Genomic DNA, 17481 nt, shown 5'->3' with positions numbered 1-17481 from the left:
GTCGTACGCTAAGCCCGGCGACTGCTCCGATCGGGATGGTGAAAGGGGAATGCTAGCGGGAGGTCCGCTGGCTTGGGATTAGCGCCCGATCCCGGACCGGCCGTTCGCGACACCATTTCAAAAGAGGATCGTTTTCTCAGGGAAGGATGCTGTTAGATGTCATTGGAGCTAAATAAGGCGAACGTGATCGCCTTTTACGAGATGATGTTCAACGACTGCCGACCTGCTGAGGCAATCAAGCAATATGTCGGCGGAGAATATATCCAGCACAACCCTCAAGTCGCTACCGGAAAGCAGGCATTTATCGACTATTTTGAGCGGATGGCACGAGAGTGGCCTGGCAAGAGAGTCGAATTCAAGCGGACTATTGCAGAAGGAAATACCGTGGTCCTGCACTGCCATCAGCACTGGCCCGGAGACCACGACTACGCTGGCATCGACATCTTCCGATTAGATGATGAGGGTCGTATCGTCGAGCATTGGGATGGGCGTCACCTCAAGGTTTGTGCGCCAGACAACGATTTGGCGGACATAATGAGAACACTGGCTATGCCACGAGTTTGAGGCGGGCCATGGGATCGTTGAGGGTGCGGAACTCGCCAGGGGAGAGCCGGTTTGCCCTTTGCCACAGATAGTCGCCGGTCAAACTGATATGCACCCAGCCCATCGGCGAGAGATGGGCAAGCAGCGCATCATCGAAGGTGCCGCCGGATGATTGGAGATGCTGGGCGGCCCTGTCCATATAGACGGTGTTCCAGTAAGAAATCGCCGCGATCAGCAGATTGAGGCCCGATGCCCGATATTCCTGATTCTCGATCGAGCGATCGGTGAACCGCCCCTGTCGGTTGGTGTAGATCGCGGCGGCAAGGGTATGACGTGCTTCGCCTTTATTGAGGCCGGCCTGGCAGGCGCGACGCAAGTCGGGCTGTTCAAGCCAGTCGAGCGCAAATAGCGTCCGCTCGATGCGGCCGAGTTCGGCCAGCGCAAAATCCAGCCTGTTCTGGCGCTTGTAGGCGGCCAGCTTGCGCAGGATCGCGGAGGGCGCAACGGCTCCTTCCTTAATGGAGGCGACGATCCTGACGATGTCATCCCAATCGGCTTCGATCGCCGCCGTCTTGATCGTGCGGCCCATGAGGCTTTCGATGCCTTTGTAGGTCGAAGGCGCGGCGATCGAGCCGAGTTTCCGGTCGGCGATGTCGCGCAGACGGGGCACGAACCGGAAGCCGAGAAGATGGCAAAGGGCAAAGACATGGTCCGTCGCGCCGCCGGTATCAGTGTAATGCTCATGCAGCGGTAGCGCGCCGGCGCCGAGCATCAGGCCATCCAGCACGTAGGGGGCCTCGCCGGCGGTGGCCGACATGATCCGCGATCCGAACGAGGCAAAATGATCGGACAGGTGGGAGTAGATCTTCAGGCCCGGCTCGCTGCCATATTTCGCATTGATGTCGGCCGCCGCCGATCGGTTGCGGCCCGAGCGGAAGAACTGCCCATCGGAGGATGAACTAGTGCCGGCTCCCCAATGGCGCGTGAAAGGAAGATCATGGTGCGCGGCAACGATCATCCCCAACGCGGCCTGATAGTTTTCGGGCGACAAATACCAGTTGTGGGTCCAGGCAAGCTGGGCGTAGCTCACCCCGTCGCTGGCGTTGGCCATGCGCTCTAGACCCAGATTCGATCCATCAGCGAGAATGGCGGCGAGGATCGCGTGCGGGTTGTCATGCTCCTTGCCGGACCGAAGATCGCGAAATGCGCTCAGGAACCCGGTGCGCTCGGCCACCTCGACCAGGAGTTCGGTGATCCGCACGCGCGGAAGCAAGGCGTCGAGCCTGCGATCGAGAGCCTCCGCCTCGGGTGGAGTGATCGCCGGCATGGGTTGCAGCTTGAGCCGGTCGCGTTCGAGCGCCACGCCCGCGAGCCTGTTCGCCTTGAGTTGCTTGGCGAAACGGCGCAGCCGCCAGTCGAGCGTCCTTGCCCGCTCCTCCAGATAGGCGGCCGCATCGGTCTGGAATGGCAGGCTGTCGGCCACCTTATCGGCATCGCGTCGACTCAGCAAATAGGTGTCGAAGCGGCGATAATTGCGGGTTCCTTCGACCCATATGTCGCCGGCGCGCAACCGATCGCGCAGCGTGGCCATGATGGCCGTCTCGTATCGCCGGCGATCGACCTGGCCACCTTCGGTGATGAGGCGCTTCCACTGCCGGTTGGCGAATGGGAGCGGAACGCCCTCGGGCAGGCTGCGGGCCTTGCGGGCATTGGTATCGCGGATGACCTCGATGGCCTTGACCAGTTGCGATCCGCTCCCCGATGCCTTGAACGTGAATGTATCGAGGAAAGCCGGGCTGAACCGCCGCAGCGTCGCATAGCGACCAGTCGCCGCGACAAGCGCATCTTCGCCCGCCAGCTCGGCCAGCGCATCGACCTGCGATTTGGCTGCGACCAGTCTGTGCCAGCCTACCGCTTCGTCGATCAGTTCGAGCGGATTACCGCCATGTTCGACCGCCTCTCCCAGCGCGGCGATCGTCGCGCCGAACAGCCGCATAAGTTCGCCGACCGAGCGGATGCTGTCCTGATAGCGCCTTTCCCGCCCGCGCCGCGCCCGTGTGAACAGGCTTCCGACAAGCCTGTCGAACATCTGGATCGCACCATCGGCGAGCCTGGCATCGAGGTCGATGACCGCCGCGATCAGCGTCGCGCGGCGCCTGTTAAGGCTATAATCGGAGAGCAGGAACGCCGGCGCAACGCCACCTTCGCGCATGAACTGCGCGAACCGGAAGTCGGGGATTTTCGCGCCGATCGCCGGGTCGATGCCGATTCCGCGCACATAGCGTAGCCGTTCCAGCAGCCCGTTGATGTTCGCCGTGGTGGGCGCTTCCTCGAAATTGCGCAGCCAGGCCAGCGGCGTCATGCCGAAGTCGCTGTTGTTGACGATCAGATCATCGATCCGCGCCAGTTCGGCATGACCCAGGCTTTCGACAATGAGCGCCGCCGCGGCTTTGCGGGCGCGTGCCCTGCCGGCGAGGCCCGCACGTTCGAGCGTGTCTGCCGATGGAAGAATGAAGCGTTCCTGCTTCAGCCCCTCCATCAATGCGCGGACAATAGGTTCGCCCCGATCGGTCCGCTCCGCAGCTCTTGCGGCGAGATCGAGCGCGAGCGGTATATCCCCTCGCCGAAAAGGGTGTAGCCCCAGATGCCGTGCCGCAATGTCGGCATGATCGTTACGTGTTTGCGCGCGCTGGCCATAGTCGGCGAACGCATCAACATCGACGAAGAGCTGGGCGGCGAGATAGTGAAGGACCGCATCGGGGACGTCGACGTCGGGCTGCAAACCGAAGCCGGGATGCCGCATAAGCGCGATCTGCGTTGCCAGACCGAGGCGGTTGGCAGGGCGATAGCGGCGACCGACCAGTTCGAGATCCTCGGCGGCAAGGGTATAGTGGCCGACGATCGCGGTTTCGTCATGGGGGATATCGAACAGGCGACGCCTTTCTTCTCCGGTCAATAATCGCCGCCGCGCCATCCTGCCTCCATCCCGAGTCGAGAGCGACAGGCTAGCGTCAATCTGGAGTATAGCCTAACCGGACGTCAGGATGCAGCGGCGGTTTCTGTCAGGATAGGGTTATGGCAAGCATTTATTGACGCATGTTCCGCCGTGTCATAGAATTCAACCTGACATTTTGACCGGAGGCGGCGATGAAAGGCCAGAGGATCGGTTACGTCCGGGTGAGCACATTCGATCAGAATGTCGATCGCCAGTTGGACGGGCAGTCGCTCGACCGGATTTTCACCGACAAGGCATCGGGCAAGGACATCAACCGCCCCGAACTCGATGCCATGCTCGCCTTCGCCCGCGAGGGTGACACCGTCGTGGTCCACAGCATGGATCGATTGGCGCGTAATCTCGACGATCTGCGCAAACTGGTTCAGTCCCTCACCAAAAGAGGCGTCCGGATCGAGTTCGTGAAGGAAAGCCTGGCCTTCTCGGGCGAGGATTCCCCGATGGCCAACCTGATGCTCTCGGTCATGGGTGCGTTCGCCGAATTCGAGCGCGCCCTGATCCGGGAGCGGCAGCGCGAAGGCATTGCGGTCGCCAGACAACGCGGTGCTTATCGCGGGCGGAAACGTTCCCTCTCCGACGAAATGGTCGCCGAGCTGCACCGCCGTGTTGATGACGGCGAGCGCAAGGCCGTCATCGCCCGTGACCTGGGGATCAGTCGCGAAACCCTCTACCAGTATCTCCGCGCTGCCACCTGAGCCGGTTTCACCCAGCCTCGCTCACCCTTAGGCTTGTCTGATTGATACGACCAATGTCACGTCTCTTGAATTGCTTGAATCATATCAATGAGGATTGGAGGTCTCCTTCGTCAAACGAATGGCAAGAGCGCGACCGATTGCCGCTGCGGCGACTGGCTGGACGGCGCTTGGCGGAAATGGTGCAACCGAACTAGCATTGATCTCGCAAAGCGCATAGGAGCCATCGCTGATGGCTTCACCAGGGCGAAATAGGAAGTCGGCGTCCCAAAGAAGCGGAAGATCGTGGTCGACGATCGACAGCAACCTTTGCATCTCTGGAATCCAGCGATCCTCCATCGCTTTCCGTAAGGCTGCGAAGCGCGTCACCTCCGGTCCGAACATGGCGCGGCCCATCGGCTGTGGGGTTGACGACGTTGTATCAATGGCCGTTGGCGTCATCAGCGCAGTGATCAGGTTGTGCCCAAAGCCAACCACTCGGTGCCCGCACACGTAGCAGCGGACCATGCCCTCGGACGACTGCGGCTGATAAGCCTGATCGATCAGCACGCCGCCGTCGTTTAGAAACGGCACCCACCTTTCCAAGCACTCGGCTAGGCTGATGCGCTCCGATTTGCTTCCTTGGCGGGCCTCTTGAACTTTCACCGACGTTTTCAAAGCCGGAGCGTTTCCCGCTTCGTCTAGTTGGACACGCCATACATTCCTGCCGCCGTTGCCGTAGTTCGGCTTCAGCACGCGCGGGCCTGCGGCAAGATGTTCGGGGAAACGAGCGCGAAGGCCTTCAGCGTCCACGTATCGATCGACATCGCTGCCCCATTCCATGGATCGCGTTGTGTAGAGCACTTCCTTGACGCCGATTTTGGCGATCACGTCAGGATGCGCGCTGACGACAACGCCGCACCCCGCGACTTCGCGCAGCATTGGATCGAGCTGCGAGCGGTCGCCTGAAATGTCCAACGGATTCACCCAGACCAGCACTGCGTCGCACGACAGCAGCTCGTCCCGAATCTCGCGAACCGCCTCGTCCCTGTACAGTACAGGCCTTGCGGTCGCCCCGAGCGCCCGCAAGGCCTGCATTATCGGCCACTGCCGGGCTTCATGAAAGCGATGCGTCCACTCGGCTGCTTGCCCACGCCAAAGAAGAGCGATGTTCGGGCCGGATGTCATTGTTGCATCTCCCCATCGGACCTGTCCCCTTTGTGGTCGCGAACTCAGGTGTCGCGCAGCAGTGGGTGTTAAGCCACGGCGGTCGGGTTCAGCCGCCGCCGCGCAAAGCCGCGGCATAGCGCCGGTCGACCACTTCCCAGTCGATGTTGCGGAAGAAGGCGTCGACATATTTGGCGGCGGCGGTGCCGTAATCCATGTGGAAACTGTGCTCGTACATATCGAGCGCGAGCAGCGGCACGCCGGCAATCGCACCGTGCATATGATCCCACGCCCAATGGTTGTGCAGCGAGCGCGTGTGGAGATTGTAGACGAGCACGCACCAGCCCGATCCGCCGGCAAGGCTCATCCCGGTACGGCGGAAGTCGGCTTCCCAGCGGTCGAACGAGCCGAACGCCGCGCCCAGCGCGTCGCGGATGGAACCGGCTGCCTGGCCGTTGCCGCCGAGCCCGTCGAAATAGACCTCATGGAGCACGACCGAGCCGGTGCGGTGCAGCTCCTCGCGCTTCAATCCGCCATAGACCACCGGCGGCAGGTCCGTGTCAGCGAGCGCGGCGGCAAGTCGTGTCTCGATCATATTCAGGGCCTTGACCGAGCCCGCATAATTGTTCTCGTGGTGCGATGTGATCAGCCTTTCGGAGAGGCCGTGAAGCCTGGCGGGATTGAACCTGAGCGGCTTGACCTGATGATTTCCGGCAAAGGCGGGGACAGCCGCCGGCGCTGCGGCCGGCGTCTGCGCAGAGGCTTCGTTGATAGTCATGGCGGCGGCTCCGATGCCAAGAGTTGCGATTGCACTGCGTCGGGAAAGATGGTCGATCGTCACGCGTCACTCCTTCAGATGATCATTACATATGCGGCCCCGAGGACCGAGCAGACGCCGAGCACCGGCAGCATGCCGGCCTTGAACCGGAACATGGCGAGTATCGCACCCACCGCGAGCGCCAGCGCCGGCCAGTTGACGGACGTTAGGACTGGGAGATCGATGGTGCCGGCTGCGAACGGCACTTCGCGGACTTGCTCGAACAGAGTGTGGATACCAAACCAGACCGCCAGATTGAGGATCACGCCGACCACTGCGGCGGTGATCGCCGAAAGCGCGGCCGACAATGCGCGGTTGCCGCGCAGCCGCTCGATGAATGGCGCGCCGGCGAAGATCCACAGGAAGCATGGCAGGAAGGTAACCCAGGTGGTGAGGATTGCGCCGAAGGTCGCGGCGACGAGCGGCGGCAGCCCGGTCGCTTCGCGGAAGGCCGCGAGGAAGCCGACGAACTGCGTCACCATGATCAGCGGCCCGGGCGTGGTCTCGGCCATGCCGAGCCCGTCGAGCATCTCGCCGGGCTGGAGCCAGCCATAGGTCTCGACTGCCTCCTGCGCGACATAGGCGAGCACCGCATAGGCGCCGCCGAAGGTCACCACCGCCATCTGGCTGAAGAAGGTGGCGATGCGGCTGAACACGTCGTCGGGGCCGAACGCGAACAGCAGCGCTGCGACCGGCCCGAGCCAGAGCAGCAGCAGGACGCCGGAGATGCGCAGCGACCAAGAGAGGTTCGGCCGGGCATGGTCGGGAAGGCCCTCGCCAAGAGCGGTGTCGCGGTCGTGGATTATCTCAGCGCCGGCGGGACCATGTCCGCCGCCGCCCTTGAATGCGGCGTAACCAGCGCGGCCACCGAAGAAGCCGATCAGCGCGGCGGCAAGCACGATCAGCGGGAAGGGCACGTCGAGCACGAAGATCGCGACGAACGCCAGCGCGGCAAAACCGCGCATGACGTTGTTCTTCAAGGCACGCGAACCCACCCGGACCACCGCCTGTAGCACCACCGCCAGCACGGCGGCCTTCAATCCGAAGAACAATCCCTCGACCAGCGCCACTTCGCCGAGCAGCACATAGACATAGCTGAGCCCTAAAATCGCGAGGAAGCCGGGCAGCACGAATAGCGCGCCCGCGACCAGGCCGCCCTTGGTCTTATGGAGCAACCAGCCAATATAGACAGCTAGCTGTTGCGCTTCAGGGCCGGGCAGCAGCATGCAATAGTTGAGCGCGTGGAGGAACCGCTCCTCGCCGATCCAGCGCTTCTCCTCGACCAGGATGCGATGCATCACCGCTATCTGGCCCGCCGGTCCGCCGAAGCTGAGCAGCGCGACCCTGATCCAGACGCGCACCGCCTCGCCAAAGCTGATGCCGTGCTCGTGCAGCGTCTCGACTGCGATTTCAGCGCGTGCGCTGGCCTCCATCTTTAGTCCTCTTTTCGCCGGGTGAAGTGAGCATAGAATCCGTCGAGCGCGGTCGATCCGCGCGCGATCCGCTCCTCGTCGTCGTCGGTGCCGGCACAGATGCCGGCGATAAGCGCGCTCACTCCCGGAGTTTCCGGGCGCTCGAACCGAGCATCGGCAATATCAAGGTCGTGAACAATTTCGCCGAGCGCCCGCAGCGCGGGGTCGGTCTCGAGACCGGTGAGGAACACCAAGGTCTCGAAGGAGCAGCGGTCGCCTTCGTGGGTGAACTCAGCGTCCGCCATGTCGAACCTCAGTTCGTCAGGCTCCGGCACATATCCTTTGCCCTCGACGAACTTGAAGCTCGCCTCGGGGTCGATGAAGCGGCGAATGAGCCAGGCGGACGCGATGCGATCGACATGGACATGGCGGCGCGTCACCCAAACGCGGCGCTTTAGCTCCGCCGGGGTCAGCTCGGGCGCACCGGGGCCGCTCACATCGGGATGTTGGTGAGAGCGGCGGTCCGCCTCGGTGATGGCGGCCTGTGCCGCCTGCCGACCATGCGCACCGAAAAAGTCGATCGCGGCGACCTCGTTCAGGCGTTTGCGCAGGCGGCCCACATCCGCCGCCGCGACATACTCGCCCTCACACAGCGCGCGCGCCTCGCGTGCCAACTCCTCATAGTCGGCGTCACGCGCAGCGTCGAACACTCCGCGCAGCTCCGCATCGCCCATGCCGCCGACAAGGCGCGCTTCGAGGATCAGCGCCTCGCCGCCATTTTCGGTGATCTCGCGATGCAGTTCTTCGAACAGCGCGCGCGTGTCCTCGCGATTGGGGAGCGCATGGACGGCGTTCTTGAGCGGCGCGGCCCCGATCGCCTGCAAACGCCGCCAGACCTTCACCCGCAAATAGGCAGGCTTAGCCGGAAGCTGCGGGATCAGGAGCAACCAAGGGGAAGCTTGTGTGTTTGTCATAGTTGTATCGTCACTAGCCTACAAGTGTAAGGGTTGCATCACAAGCCTCATGAACATAGGACTGCTTATCCCGAAGAAAGAAACCGGAGCGCAATGTCGCGGCTCGCCGGCGGCGCGCTCGCATGACGTGAGGCTTTCCGTGTCGAGTGCGCTGATGAAGGATCAATTATGCTGAAAAAGACCATCGCCTTGGGATTCGCCAGCCTCCTGCTGGCAAGCCCGGCATGGGCAGCGCCGGACTGGTCGGCTGTCGACCGGGCGATAGGACGAGCGGGGGCCGAACAGCCGGGGGGCGTTCACCGCTACAGCTTCCCGCGTTCGGACCTGAGCGTCACGCTGGATGGGGTGACGATCAAGCCCTCCCTCGCGCTCGGCTCTTGGGCGGCGTTTCAGCCGATGGGCGACGAGGCGATGGTGATGGGCGATCTCGTGCTGACCCACGACGAGGTGAACCCCGTTTTGAGCCGCCTGCTCGCAAGCGGTTTTACGATCACCGCGCTCCACAATCACCTGCTCCGCTCTTCGCCTGCGACCATGTACATGCACATTGCCGGCCACGGCGACCCGGTGAAGCTCGCGGCCGCGCTCCGGCAAGCGCTATCAGCCAGTCGGACCCCGCTCGCCGCGCCGCAATCGCCTTCGGCCAGCGCAGCCGCATCGCGGCTCGACCTCGATGTGGCCGCGCTCAACCGGTTGATGGGCGGTGAGGGCAAGACGGCCGGTGGCATCCTCCAATACAGCTTTCCGCGCGCCGAGCGGCTGATGGACGGCGATATGGAGACTCCGCCGACGATGGGCACGGCGACCGCGATCAACTTTCAGCCAACCGGGGACGGCCGAGCCGCCATCACCGGCGATTTCGTACTTGTCGCAAACGAGGTCGATCCGGTCCTGCGCGTGCTGCGGACGAACGGGATCGAGGTCACGGCGCTGCATAATCATATGCTAAACGACGAGCCGCGGCTGTTCTTCATGCACTTCTGGGCCAACGACGACGCAGCCAAGCTCGCCCGTGGGCTGCGCGCGGCGCTCGACAGGATGAACAATCAGAGGAGTTGAACTCGGACGACGGCTCATTGGGCCGTAACCGCCGCCCGCCCGACCCCACGGCCCTTATGCAGGAAGTGGAATGGAACATGGCTAGCAAACGAACTCTCACTGTTGTCGCAGGCGTGGGCGCGGCCGCGCTGGCGATCGCGGGCGTGGCGATCGCGCAAAACCACGAGGCGAACGAAAACCGGATAATCGGCAAGCACAGCGAACGAGACATCCCGCTTGCTCAGGTGCCCGAGGCCGCGATGAACGCGGCACGCGCGCAACTCGCGTCAATAAGCAAAGCGGAGCAAGTCACCCGAAAGGCGGACGGAAGCACGCTCTATGAAATCAAGGGCAAGAACAGCGACGGAAAGACGATCGAACTGTTCGTCACGCCCGAAGGCCAGGTGCTCGGCCGCGAATGATGGATCAGCACGGGGCGCCGGCCGTCGAGGGCCGTGCGCCCCTTCCGAAATGATACTGCGGAATAGGAGACGAAAATGCGGCCAAGGCGATGGATATTGTTATGCGCCGCTTTGGCCGCCCTGCCTGATAGTGCGATCGGCCAAACCGAACCCGCGTCGGCGACGGGCTCGGCGTTGTTCGTAAGCTGTCAAGCGAATGAGCCGCGATGCGGCGCTTACCTCCAAGGCGTGCTCGACATGATGATCGTCGCGCGAAAAGCGGAATGCCGCGCTCCACGCTATGACCGATCGGCGCTGCGCGCGGCATATTTACGCTGGGCGGAGCAGAATAGCTATTTTATGAGTGTTCATATGGTGGCCGGAGCTGAACGCTCGTTAGCGAAGGCTTGGCCATGTCAGTAGCATCGTACCCCGCGGCGTAGCCTGCCCGGCGGCTGCCTTTGAGGGCAGGCGGAGCGTCCGCCTGGCGGTGAATTCCGCCAGCTCAACGATCCCATGTCGCGCCTCAAGCTCGCTAATTAGCCGATGTTCGCATTATGTCTGCCAAATCGTTGTCTGGCGCACAAACCTTGAGGTGACGCCGGATGTGCTTCAAATTATCCCCGACCACTTTGAAAACCCGAACGGCATGTTCTGATGAGGGGTCCGTACTCCCACATTCTGCCATTGAGCCTGCTCCGTACGGTCCCGAAGGCTGCCAGCCATTTATCGATCGAGTACCGCCTTTGAGCGCCCGCCGGTTCTTCGTAACAGGGAGCCTGCAGTGAGACAGCCGGGAAGTATGCGCTGATCGCACGGGCAGGCGATGGGCTTGCCTACCCTGACCGATTCTGCTGAGCCTACGTCCTTGATGCGGGCACCGACGGCTGACGGCCTCAGGCGGGTAGCGCGGCCCCCGGCAGCTCGTCCGGAACGTGCGACCTGTACCGCCGAGCGAAGAGCATCATCGCCGCGACCGAGATCAGCCCCGGCACCGCGAAAGCGACGAAGTTCAACGCCATCGGCAGCTTGGCAGCGAGCAGCAGTCCGCCCAGCAGCGGCCCGACGATCGCTCCGACCCGACCGACTCCCGAGGCCCAGCCGAGCCCCGTCGTCTTGATAGAAGCGCCGTAGAAGTCCGCCACGGTCGCGTAGAGGAGGATCTGCGTGCCCGTCGTGCCTGCTCCCGCGACGAATATCAGCAGGTAGAGGACGGCCGTCGGGCTCTTCGCGCCGAGCAGCGCGATACACGTCGCGCCGATCGCGAAGGAACTGACCACAACGCGCACCAGTCCGTAACGGTCGGCAAGCCGCCCGCCGCCGATGGCGCCGAACATACCGCCGAAGTTGAGGGCAAGAAGAAACGACAGGCTCGAGCCGAGCCCGTAGCCGGCGGTGCGCATCAGCTGCGGCAGCCAGGAGCCGAGCGCGTACACCATCAGCAGGCAGCAGAAGAAGCATGTCCACAGCGCCAGCGTTCCACCCGCCCGGCCATCGTGAAACAGCGCGGCGATGGAGGATGAGCCCGCTTTAGCGTCCCGCAGGACCAGTTGGCCGCCCGGGACCGTGCGGCCGGGTGCGATCTTCGTCAGAATGGCACTCGCACGTCCCTCGTCCCCCCGACGTATCAGAACGGCGAGCGACTCAGGTAGCTTCCAGAGCACGATCGGGAGCAGACAAAGAGGCACCGCGGCAGCGAAGAACATGGCACGCCAACCAAACGTCGGCAGCAGCCAGATGCCGAGCCCGGCGGCTACCATGCCGCCGACTGCGTAGCCACTGAACATCAGCGCCACGAGCGTCGTTCGCAGGCGTTTCGGTGCATATTCATTCGTCAGCGCCACGGCGTTGGGCATGAGCCCACCGCATCCTAGTCCCGCCAGGAAGCGCATGACCCCGAACTCCGTTGTGTTCCCGACGAAGCCGTTGACGATCGTCGACACGCTGAAGATGGAGAAGCAGATGGCGATGCAGCGCTTGCGCCCGATCCGGTCGCCCAGCGATCCGAAGGTTAGCGCGCCGATCATCATGCCGAACAGCGCCCAGCTTGCGAGCGAGCCCGCCTGGGGTGGGGTGAGGTCCCACTGTTCCATCAGCTGGGGCAGGATCGCGCCATAGATGAAGACGTCGTAGCCATCGACGATGAGGAGCAGGCCGCAGAGGACGACGATTGTCCAGTGGAAGCGGCCGAACGTGGCCTCGTCGACAATGTCGTTGACCACGGTGCCTGCCATAGACCTACTCCCCTGCAAAATCGGTGACGTCTCAGACACGCTCCAGCATGAGCGCGATCCCCTGGCCGACGCCGATGCACATGAATGCCATGGCGTAGCGACCACCGGTGCGATGCAGCTCCTCAACGGCCGTCATCGTAATCCGCGCACCCGACATGCCGAGCGGATGGCCGTACGCAATAGCCCCTCCGTTCCGATTTACGCGCGGATCATCCTGCGCGATGCCAAGATCACGCAACGTAGCGATGGCCTGACTGGCGAATGCCTCATTCAGCTCGATCACGTCGAGCCGATCAAGGCTAATCCCGGTATTCCTGCTCAGCTTGCGCGCCGCCTCGATCGGACCGACGCCCATGATCCTTGGCGCGATGCCAGCTGCTGCCATGCCAAGCACACGTGCGCGAGGACGAAGCCCGTTACGTGATGCGGCGTCTTCGGAGGCGACGAGCATAGCTGCTGCGCCGTCATTTAGCCCGGAGGCGTTCCCCGCCGTCACCGTACCGTCGTGGCGTACCACCGGCTTCAGCTTGGCAAGAGCGCCCAGGCTTGACGCGCGCGGATGCTCATCCTGTGAGAAATCGATCGGATCGCCCTTTCGCTGAGGAACGCTGACCGACACGATTTCAGCCGCCACACGACCACTAGCGATAGCTGCTGCGGCCTTCTCCTGGCTGGCGAGGGCGAAGCGGTCCTGATCTTCGCGTGATACGCGCCACACGTCAGCGACGTTCTCGCCGGTTTCGGGCATGGAGTCGACGCCATAGGCGTGACGCATCGCGGGATTGACGAAGCGCCATCCCAGCGTCGTGTCCTCAATCTTCTGAGAGCGGTCAAAGGCTGAATTAGCCTTGCCGAGCACGTACGGTGCCCTGCTCATGCTCTCGACACCGCCGGCGATTATGAACTGTGCATCCCCGCAGCGTATCGCCTGCGCCGCGATGCCGACAGCGTTTAGGCCTGAGCCGCAGAGGCGATTGACGGTTGTACCTGGCACGGCTTCAGGCAACCCGGCCAAAAGCACGGCCATGCGCGCGACGTTGCGATTGTCCTCTCCCGCTTGGTTGGCACAACCAAGGATCGTGTCGTCAACGGTTTCCCAGTCTACGCCTGCGTTGCGTGCGGCGAGCTCGCGGATGGGGATGGCCGCGAGGTCGTCGGCGCGGATCGATGACAGGCCGCCATTGAGCTTGCCGATGGGGGTACGGATGGCGTCGCAGATGAAGGCGTCAGGCATGGGACCTCAGACGAAGGCGTCGATAATGGCGTCGGCAAGGGCGTTTGGTGCGTCAAGCGGAGCAAGGTGAGCAGCATCGAGCATGACATGTTGAGCACCCGAGATGCGTTCGATCAGGTGCTCGCCATGACCGACGAACGGTGTCGAGGTATCGCGGTCCCCCGAGACGACGAGCGTTGGAACGGAGATTGTTTGCAAGCGATCAGCGATGTCCATGTCACGGATAGCAGCCGCGCACCCGGCATAGCCTGCCGGCTCCATACAGAGCAGGCCACGTCGTACGCTGGCGGCGATCTCGGGCCTGGCTTGCACAAAGCTTGGCGATAGAAACCGCGACATGGCAAGGTCAGCGATCCCAGCTACGCCTTCCTCCCGCACCTTCTCGACCCGAGCCGTCCAGGCGGATCGATCCATCGTTGCCGAGGTGCATATGAGCGCCAAGCCGGTAACTCTTTCCGGCGCGTCCATTGCAAGCTGCATGGCGATCATGCCGCCCAGGGACACGCCCGCCACCAATGCGGCTTCAACGTCAGCTGCATCCATAGCCGCTGCCACGTCGCCTGCGAGCATCGACAGCTCATAGTCTCCTGCCGGGGCATCGGATGCGCCGTGACCACGGGTGTCGATGCGCAAAAGCGAGAACCGATGCCTAAGCGCGGGAATTGCCGCGTCCCACAGGTCCATGTCGGTCCCAATGGAATTCAGCAGCACCAGCGACGGAGCAGCGGTGTCGCCTTCGACCTTCCAGTAGATGTCAGCGCCTTGCGATCGGATGAAAGGCATCAGGCAGCGCGCTCTAACGCGGTTTCGTCTGTGAATGATGCATCAGTCTTCGCCCGCACCTCGTCCACGGTGATGCCTGGGGCCAGCTCGATCAGGCGTAATCCAGGCTTGTCGCATGCGAGAACGGCCAGGTCCGTGATGATCAGATCAACGCACGCCTTGCCGGTGAGCGGCAAGGTGCAGGCCGGCAGTATCTTAGATACGCCTGCCTTGTTGGCGTGATCCATGACGACCACAACACGCTTGACGCCGGCGACGAGATCCATCGCGCCGCCCATGCCTTTCACCATCTTGCCCGGGATGGTCCAGTTCGCGATGTCACCAGTCTCGCTGACCTCCATCGCGCCGAGAACGGCCATGTCGATGTGCCCGCCGCGGATCATCGCAAAGCTGTCCGCCGACGAGAAGAAGCTGGACGTGGGCAGCGCTGTAATCGTCTGCTTGCCGGCGTTGATGAGATCAGGATCGACCGCATCACGCGTAGGAAATGGGCCAATTCCGAGCATTCCGTTTTCTGACTGAAGCGTCACGTCAAGACCTTCAGGAACGTAGTTGGCTACCAGCGTCGGTATGCCGATGCCGAGATTGACATAGAACCCGTCTTGCAGCTCGCGAGCGGCCCTCGCCGCCATCTGTTCGCGGGTCCAGCCCTTCGTATCGCCGGCCATCACGCGTCCTCCTTCTCGCGAACCGTCAGCTTCTCGATCCGCTTCTCGTTGATGGTCGACAGGACGACCCGGTCGACAAAGATGCCGGGCGTGTGGATGCAATCGGGGTCGAAGCTGCCCGCTTCCACGATCTCCTCGACCTCCGCCACAGTGACCCGACCCGCTGTCGCCATGTTCGGGTTGAAGTTGCGCGCGGTCTTGCGGAACATGAGGTTGCCCGCCGGGTCCGCCCGCCAGGCCTTTACGATCGACAGGTCGGATCGCAGCCAGGTCTCGCGGACGTACTCCTCTCCGTCGAAGTTCTCGACGGGCTTGCCCTCCGCCACGACGGTGCCGACGCCCGTTTTGGTGTAGAATGCCGGGATGCCCGCACCGCCCGCACGAATGCGCTCAGCCAAGGTTCCTTGCGGCGTAAGTTCAAGGTCAAGCTCGCCCGAGAGGTACTGCTGCTCGAAAAGCTTGTTTTCGCCCACGTACGACGAGATCATCTTCGCGATCTGTCGGGTCTCCAGCAGCATCCAGAGGCCGAAGCCGTCGGCGCCGGCGTTGTTGGAGATGACGGTCAGCCCCTTCACCCCGCTTGCGCGAATTTCCGGGATCAGGCTTTCGGGATTGCCGGACAGGCCGAAGCCGCCCGACATGATCGTCATGCCGTCGAAAAGCAGCCCGTCGAGGGCCGCCGCCGGATTGTCGTAGACCTTGTTCTTCATGTCGCTCCGATCAGCCCAGGTCACCGCCCGCGACGGGCAGGATGGAGCCGGTGATGTACGATGCCTCGTCCGAGGCGAGGAAGAGGATCGGCGCGATCTGCTCATCGAGCGTCGCGTACCGTCCGAGGAACGTGGACGTCGTGACCTGCTCGACCGCCTCAGCCATCCAGGCCTGCTCACGTGCGTCGTCCCCGTCGGGATTGCGCGGCACCATGCGGGGCGGGGCCTGCGTTCCGCCCGGCGCCGTAGCAACGACCCGGATGCCGCGGTCACCGTATTCCATCGCCAAGCTTTGGGTCATTGCGTTGATGCCGCCCTTGGCCGCCGAATAGGGTACCCGTCGGATGCCACGCGTCGCGTTGGACGAGACGTTGACGATCGTACCCACTCCCTGGTGGAGCATGATTGGCAGGACGGCGTGGCAGCTCCAGAGCGTTGGCATGAGCGATCGCCGGATTTCGGCCTCTATCTGCTGCGGCTCAAACTCGGCGAACGGTCGCATACGGATCGCGCCGCCTACATTGTTGACGAGGATGTCGACGCGGCCGAACTCGGTTTCGGCCGCGCGCATCGCCGATACGGCACCCTCGCTCGTCTCGAGATCGCAAACAAAGGCGCGCGCGGCCCTGCCTGCTTCATGTGCGACATCGGCGACAAAGTCGGCGCGATCGACAAGCATGACGGCCGCACCTTCAGCGGCCGCACGTAGCGCAACGCCGCGGCCGATGCCCTGCGCCGCGCCCGTCACGACCATCGTCTTGCCACGGAACCGGTCGGCAAAGATCATGCCGCAGCCTTTACCGAACTCTCGCTGGGCGCGAATTTTTCGTAGTGGAAGTGCTTTGGCTCAACGCCCTTGTCCCGCAGAAAGGTGCGTACAGCCTCGACCATGGGCGGCGGTCCACACAGGTAGATGTCACAGTCACCGGCGTTGAGGTGGTCGTCCGAAAGATGCTCGGTGACATAACCCTTGAGGGGATGTCCGCTCTCCGGATCGGCGACGCATACCGCAGAGGTCAGCGTCGGCAGGCGGGCGGCCAAAGCGTCGATGCGCTCCATCTCGACCATGTCGCCATCTTTGGTCACGCCATAGATCAGGTGAAGCGGCTGCTCGGTGCCCTGATCAGCAAGGACCTCCAACATCGACAGGATCGGCGCTAGGCCGGTGCCACCGGCGAGGAGTATTGTCGGGCGATCGACGTTTCGCAGAAAGAAGCTGCCCTGCGGTCCGACAAAGCTCATCCGAGCGCCGGGCTGCGCCTTCTCGCTAAGCCAGCTGCTCATCAGGCCGCCCGGAATGTTGCGGATAAGGAAGCTGGCTTCCGCCGCGCCAGGTTTGGAGCTGAACGAATAGGAGCGGTGTTGCCCAGTGTCCGGAACCATCAGGTTCACGTACTGGCCCGGGAGGAAGCCTAGAGCGGCGGGATCGTCCACCCGCAGCGTGAGGATGATCGTGCTGTCGGAGACCATCTCCACGCTGGCAACTTCGCCGCCATGTATGGCGGGCTTCACCTTGCACGCCGACGACGGCACCGGCACTGCGATCACGCAATCGGACGAGACCTGCATCTGGCAGGTCAGGACCATGCCTTCTTCCGCCTCGTCCTCGGTCAGCGCTTCTTCGATGTACTCGTCGCCAAGCTCGTAGCTGCCCTGCTCGCAGCGGCACTTGCATGTGCCGCATACGCCGTCCGAACAGTCCATCGGCAGGTTGATCTTCTGGCGGAACGCGGCGTCGAGCACCTTCTCGCCTGCGTTGCAGTCGATGAAGCGCGTAGCGCCGTCCTCGAAGTTGAGTGCGATACGGTAGCCCATG

The 17481-nt window shown here is 63.1% G+C and carries 17 protein-coding genes; 5 read left to right on the top strand and 12 right to left on the bottom strand.

The window, feature by feature from the left end:
- The first annotated feature begins 156 nt into the window (after positions 1–156).
- Positions 157–564, top strand: a complete 408-nt coding sequence (locus ACWKSV_RS18030; RefSeq protein ID WP_184116617.1) for a nuclear transport factor 2 family protein — start codon at positions 157–159, stop codon at positions 562–564.
- Here ACWKSV_RS18030 and ACWKSV_RS18025 read toward each other — a convergent pair.
- A complete protein-coding gene (locus ACWKSV_RS18025) occupies positions 548–3517 on the bottom strand; it encodes a Tn3 family transposase (RefSeq protein WP_008603805.1) in 2970 nt (989 codons plus the stop codon). The genes ACWKSV_RS18030 and ACWKSV_RS18025 overlap by 17 nt on opposite strands.
- Before the next feature lie 173 nt (positions 3518–3690).
- On the opposite strand from ACWKSV_RS18025, the gene ACWKSV_RS18020 reads away from it, so the two are divergent.
- The gene (locus tag ACWKSV_RS18020; RefSeq protein ID WP_017184234.1) at positions 3691–4251 is read left to right on the top strand and encodes a recombinase family protein; all 561 of its coding nucleotides are present in this window, start codon (positions 3691–3693) and stop codon (positions 4249–4251) included.
- Positions 4252–4335: 84 nt separating this feature from the next.
- On the opposite strand, the gene ACWKSV_RS18015 is transcribed toward ACWKSV_RS18020, so the two are convergent.
- From ACWKSV_RS18015 to ACWKSV_RS18000, 4 genes are all read right to left on the bottom strand, one after another.
- Entirely contained in the window at positions 4336–5415 is a 1080-nt protein-coding gene (locus ACWKSV_RS18015) for a Cj0069 family protein (RefSeq protein WP_157838154.1), read from the bottom strand.
- An 88-nt stretch (positions 5416–5503) separates the two neighbouring features.
- Positions 5504–6172, bottom strand: coding sequence for a superoxide dismutase (locus tag ACWKSV_RS18010; RefSeq protein ID WP_017184236.1), 669 nt, complete (start codon positions 6170–6172; stop codon positions 5504–5506).
- Positions 6173–6246: 74 nt separating this feature from the next.
- Complete coding sequence (chrA, locus tag ACWKSV_RS18005) at positions 6247–7644, bottom strand: chromate efflux transporter (protein WP_008603799.1); 1398 nt, start codon at positions 7642–7644, stop codon at positions 6247–6249.
- 2 nt (positions 7645–7646) lie between these two features.
- Positions 7647–8570, bottom strand: coding sequence for a chromate resistance protein ChrB domain-containing protein (locus tag ACWKSV_RS18000; RefSeq protein WP_008603798.1), 924 nt, complete (start codon positions 8568–8570; stop codon positions 7647–7649).
- Positions 8571–8765: 195 nt separating this feature from the next.
- Here ACWKSV_RS18000 and ACWKSV_RS17995 point away from each other — a divergent pair, with 195 nt between their 5' ends.
- The 3 genes from ACWKSV_RS17995 (at position 8766) to ACWKSV_RS17985 (ending at position 10459) form a co-directional block, all read left to right on the top strand.
- Entirely contained in the window at positions 8766–9656 is an 891-nt protein-coding gene (locus ACWKSV_RS17995; protein WP_008603797.1) for a DUF1259 domain-containing protein, read from the top strand.
- 56 nt (positions 9657–9712) lie between these two features.
- Positions 9713–10057, top strand: coding sequence for a PepSY domain-containing protein (locus ACWKSV_RS17990; protein WP_236614763.1), 345 nt, complete (start codon positions 9713–9715; stop codon positions 10055–10057).
- Between the two features lie 75 nt (positions 10058–10132).
- Positions 10133–10459 carry a Rap1a/Tai family immunity protein gene (locus ACWKSV_RS17985; protein ID WP_223178489.1) on the top strand — a complete coding sequence of 109 codons (327 nt, stop codon included), beginning with the start codon at positions 10133–10135 and terminating at the stop codon, positions 10457–10459.
- A 473-nt stretch (positions 10460–10932) separates the two neighbouring features.
- Here the strand turns inward: ACWKSV_RS17985 and ACWKSV_RS17980 are convergent, their stop codons facing one another.
- Genes ACWKSV_RS17980 through benC form a run of 7 tightly spaced genes read right to left on the bottom strand, consistent with a single transcriptional unit; the run spans position 10933 to position 17480 of the window.
- Positions 10933–12270: an MFS transporter gene (locus ACWKSV_RS17980; RefSeq protein WP_022674933.1), complete on the bottom strand. Its 1338-nt coding sequence runs from the start codon at positions 12268–12270 to the stop codon at positions 10933–10935.
- Between the two features lie 31 nt (positions 12271–12301).
- On the bottom strand, positions 12302–13504 hold the full coding sequence (gene pcaF, locus ACWKSV_RS17975) for a 3-oxoadipyl-CoA thiolase (RefSeq protein WP_022674934.1): 1203 nt from the start codon (positions 13502–13504) through the stop codon (positions 12302–12304).
- 6 nt (positions 13505–13510) lie between these two features.
- The gene (pcaD, locus tag ACWKSV_RS17970) at positions 13511–14287 is read right to left on the bottom strand and encodes a 3-oxoadipate enol-lactonase (protein ID WP_066667190.1); all 777 of its coding nucleotides are present in this window, start codon (positions 14285–14287) and stop codon (positions 13511–13513) included.
- On the bottom strand, positions 14287–14955 hold the full coding sequence (locus ACWKSV_RS17965; RefSeq protein WP_022674936.1) for a 3-oxoacid CoA-transferase subunit B: 669 nt from the start codon (positions 14953–14955) through the stop codon (positions 14287–14289). Before ACWKSV_RS17965 ends, pcaD begins: the two co-directional genes overlap by 1 nt.
- Positions 14955–15665, bottom strand: coding sequence for a CoA transferase subunit A (locus ACWKSV_RS17960; RefSeq protein ID WP_022674937.1), 711 nt, complete (start codon positions 15663–15665; stop codon positions 14955–14957). Before ACWKSV_RS17960 ends, ACWKSV_RS17965 begins: the two co-directional genes overlap by 1 nt.
- Positions 15666–15675: 10 nt before the next feature.
- Complete coding sequence (gene benD, locus ACWKSV_RS17955) at positions 15676–16452, bottom strand: benzoate diol dehydrogenase BenD (protein WP_022674938.1); 777 nt, start codon at positions 16450–16452, stop codon at positions 15676–15678.
- A complete protein-coding gene (gene benC, locus ACWKSV_RS17950) occupies positions 16449–17480 on the bottom strand; it encodes a benzoate 1,2-dioxygenase electron transfer component BenC (RefSeq protein ID WP_022674939.1) in 1032 nt (343 codons plus the stop codon). The genes benD and benC overlap by 4 nt, the downstream gene beginning before the upstream one ends.
- Position 17481: the final 1 nt, after the last annotated feature.

This window comes from Sphingomonas sp. SphC10, assembly GCF_057004845.1.
Note: the sequence above shows the minus strand (reverse complement) of the source record. Positions and strands in the feature narration are given on the sequence as shown.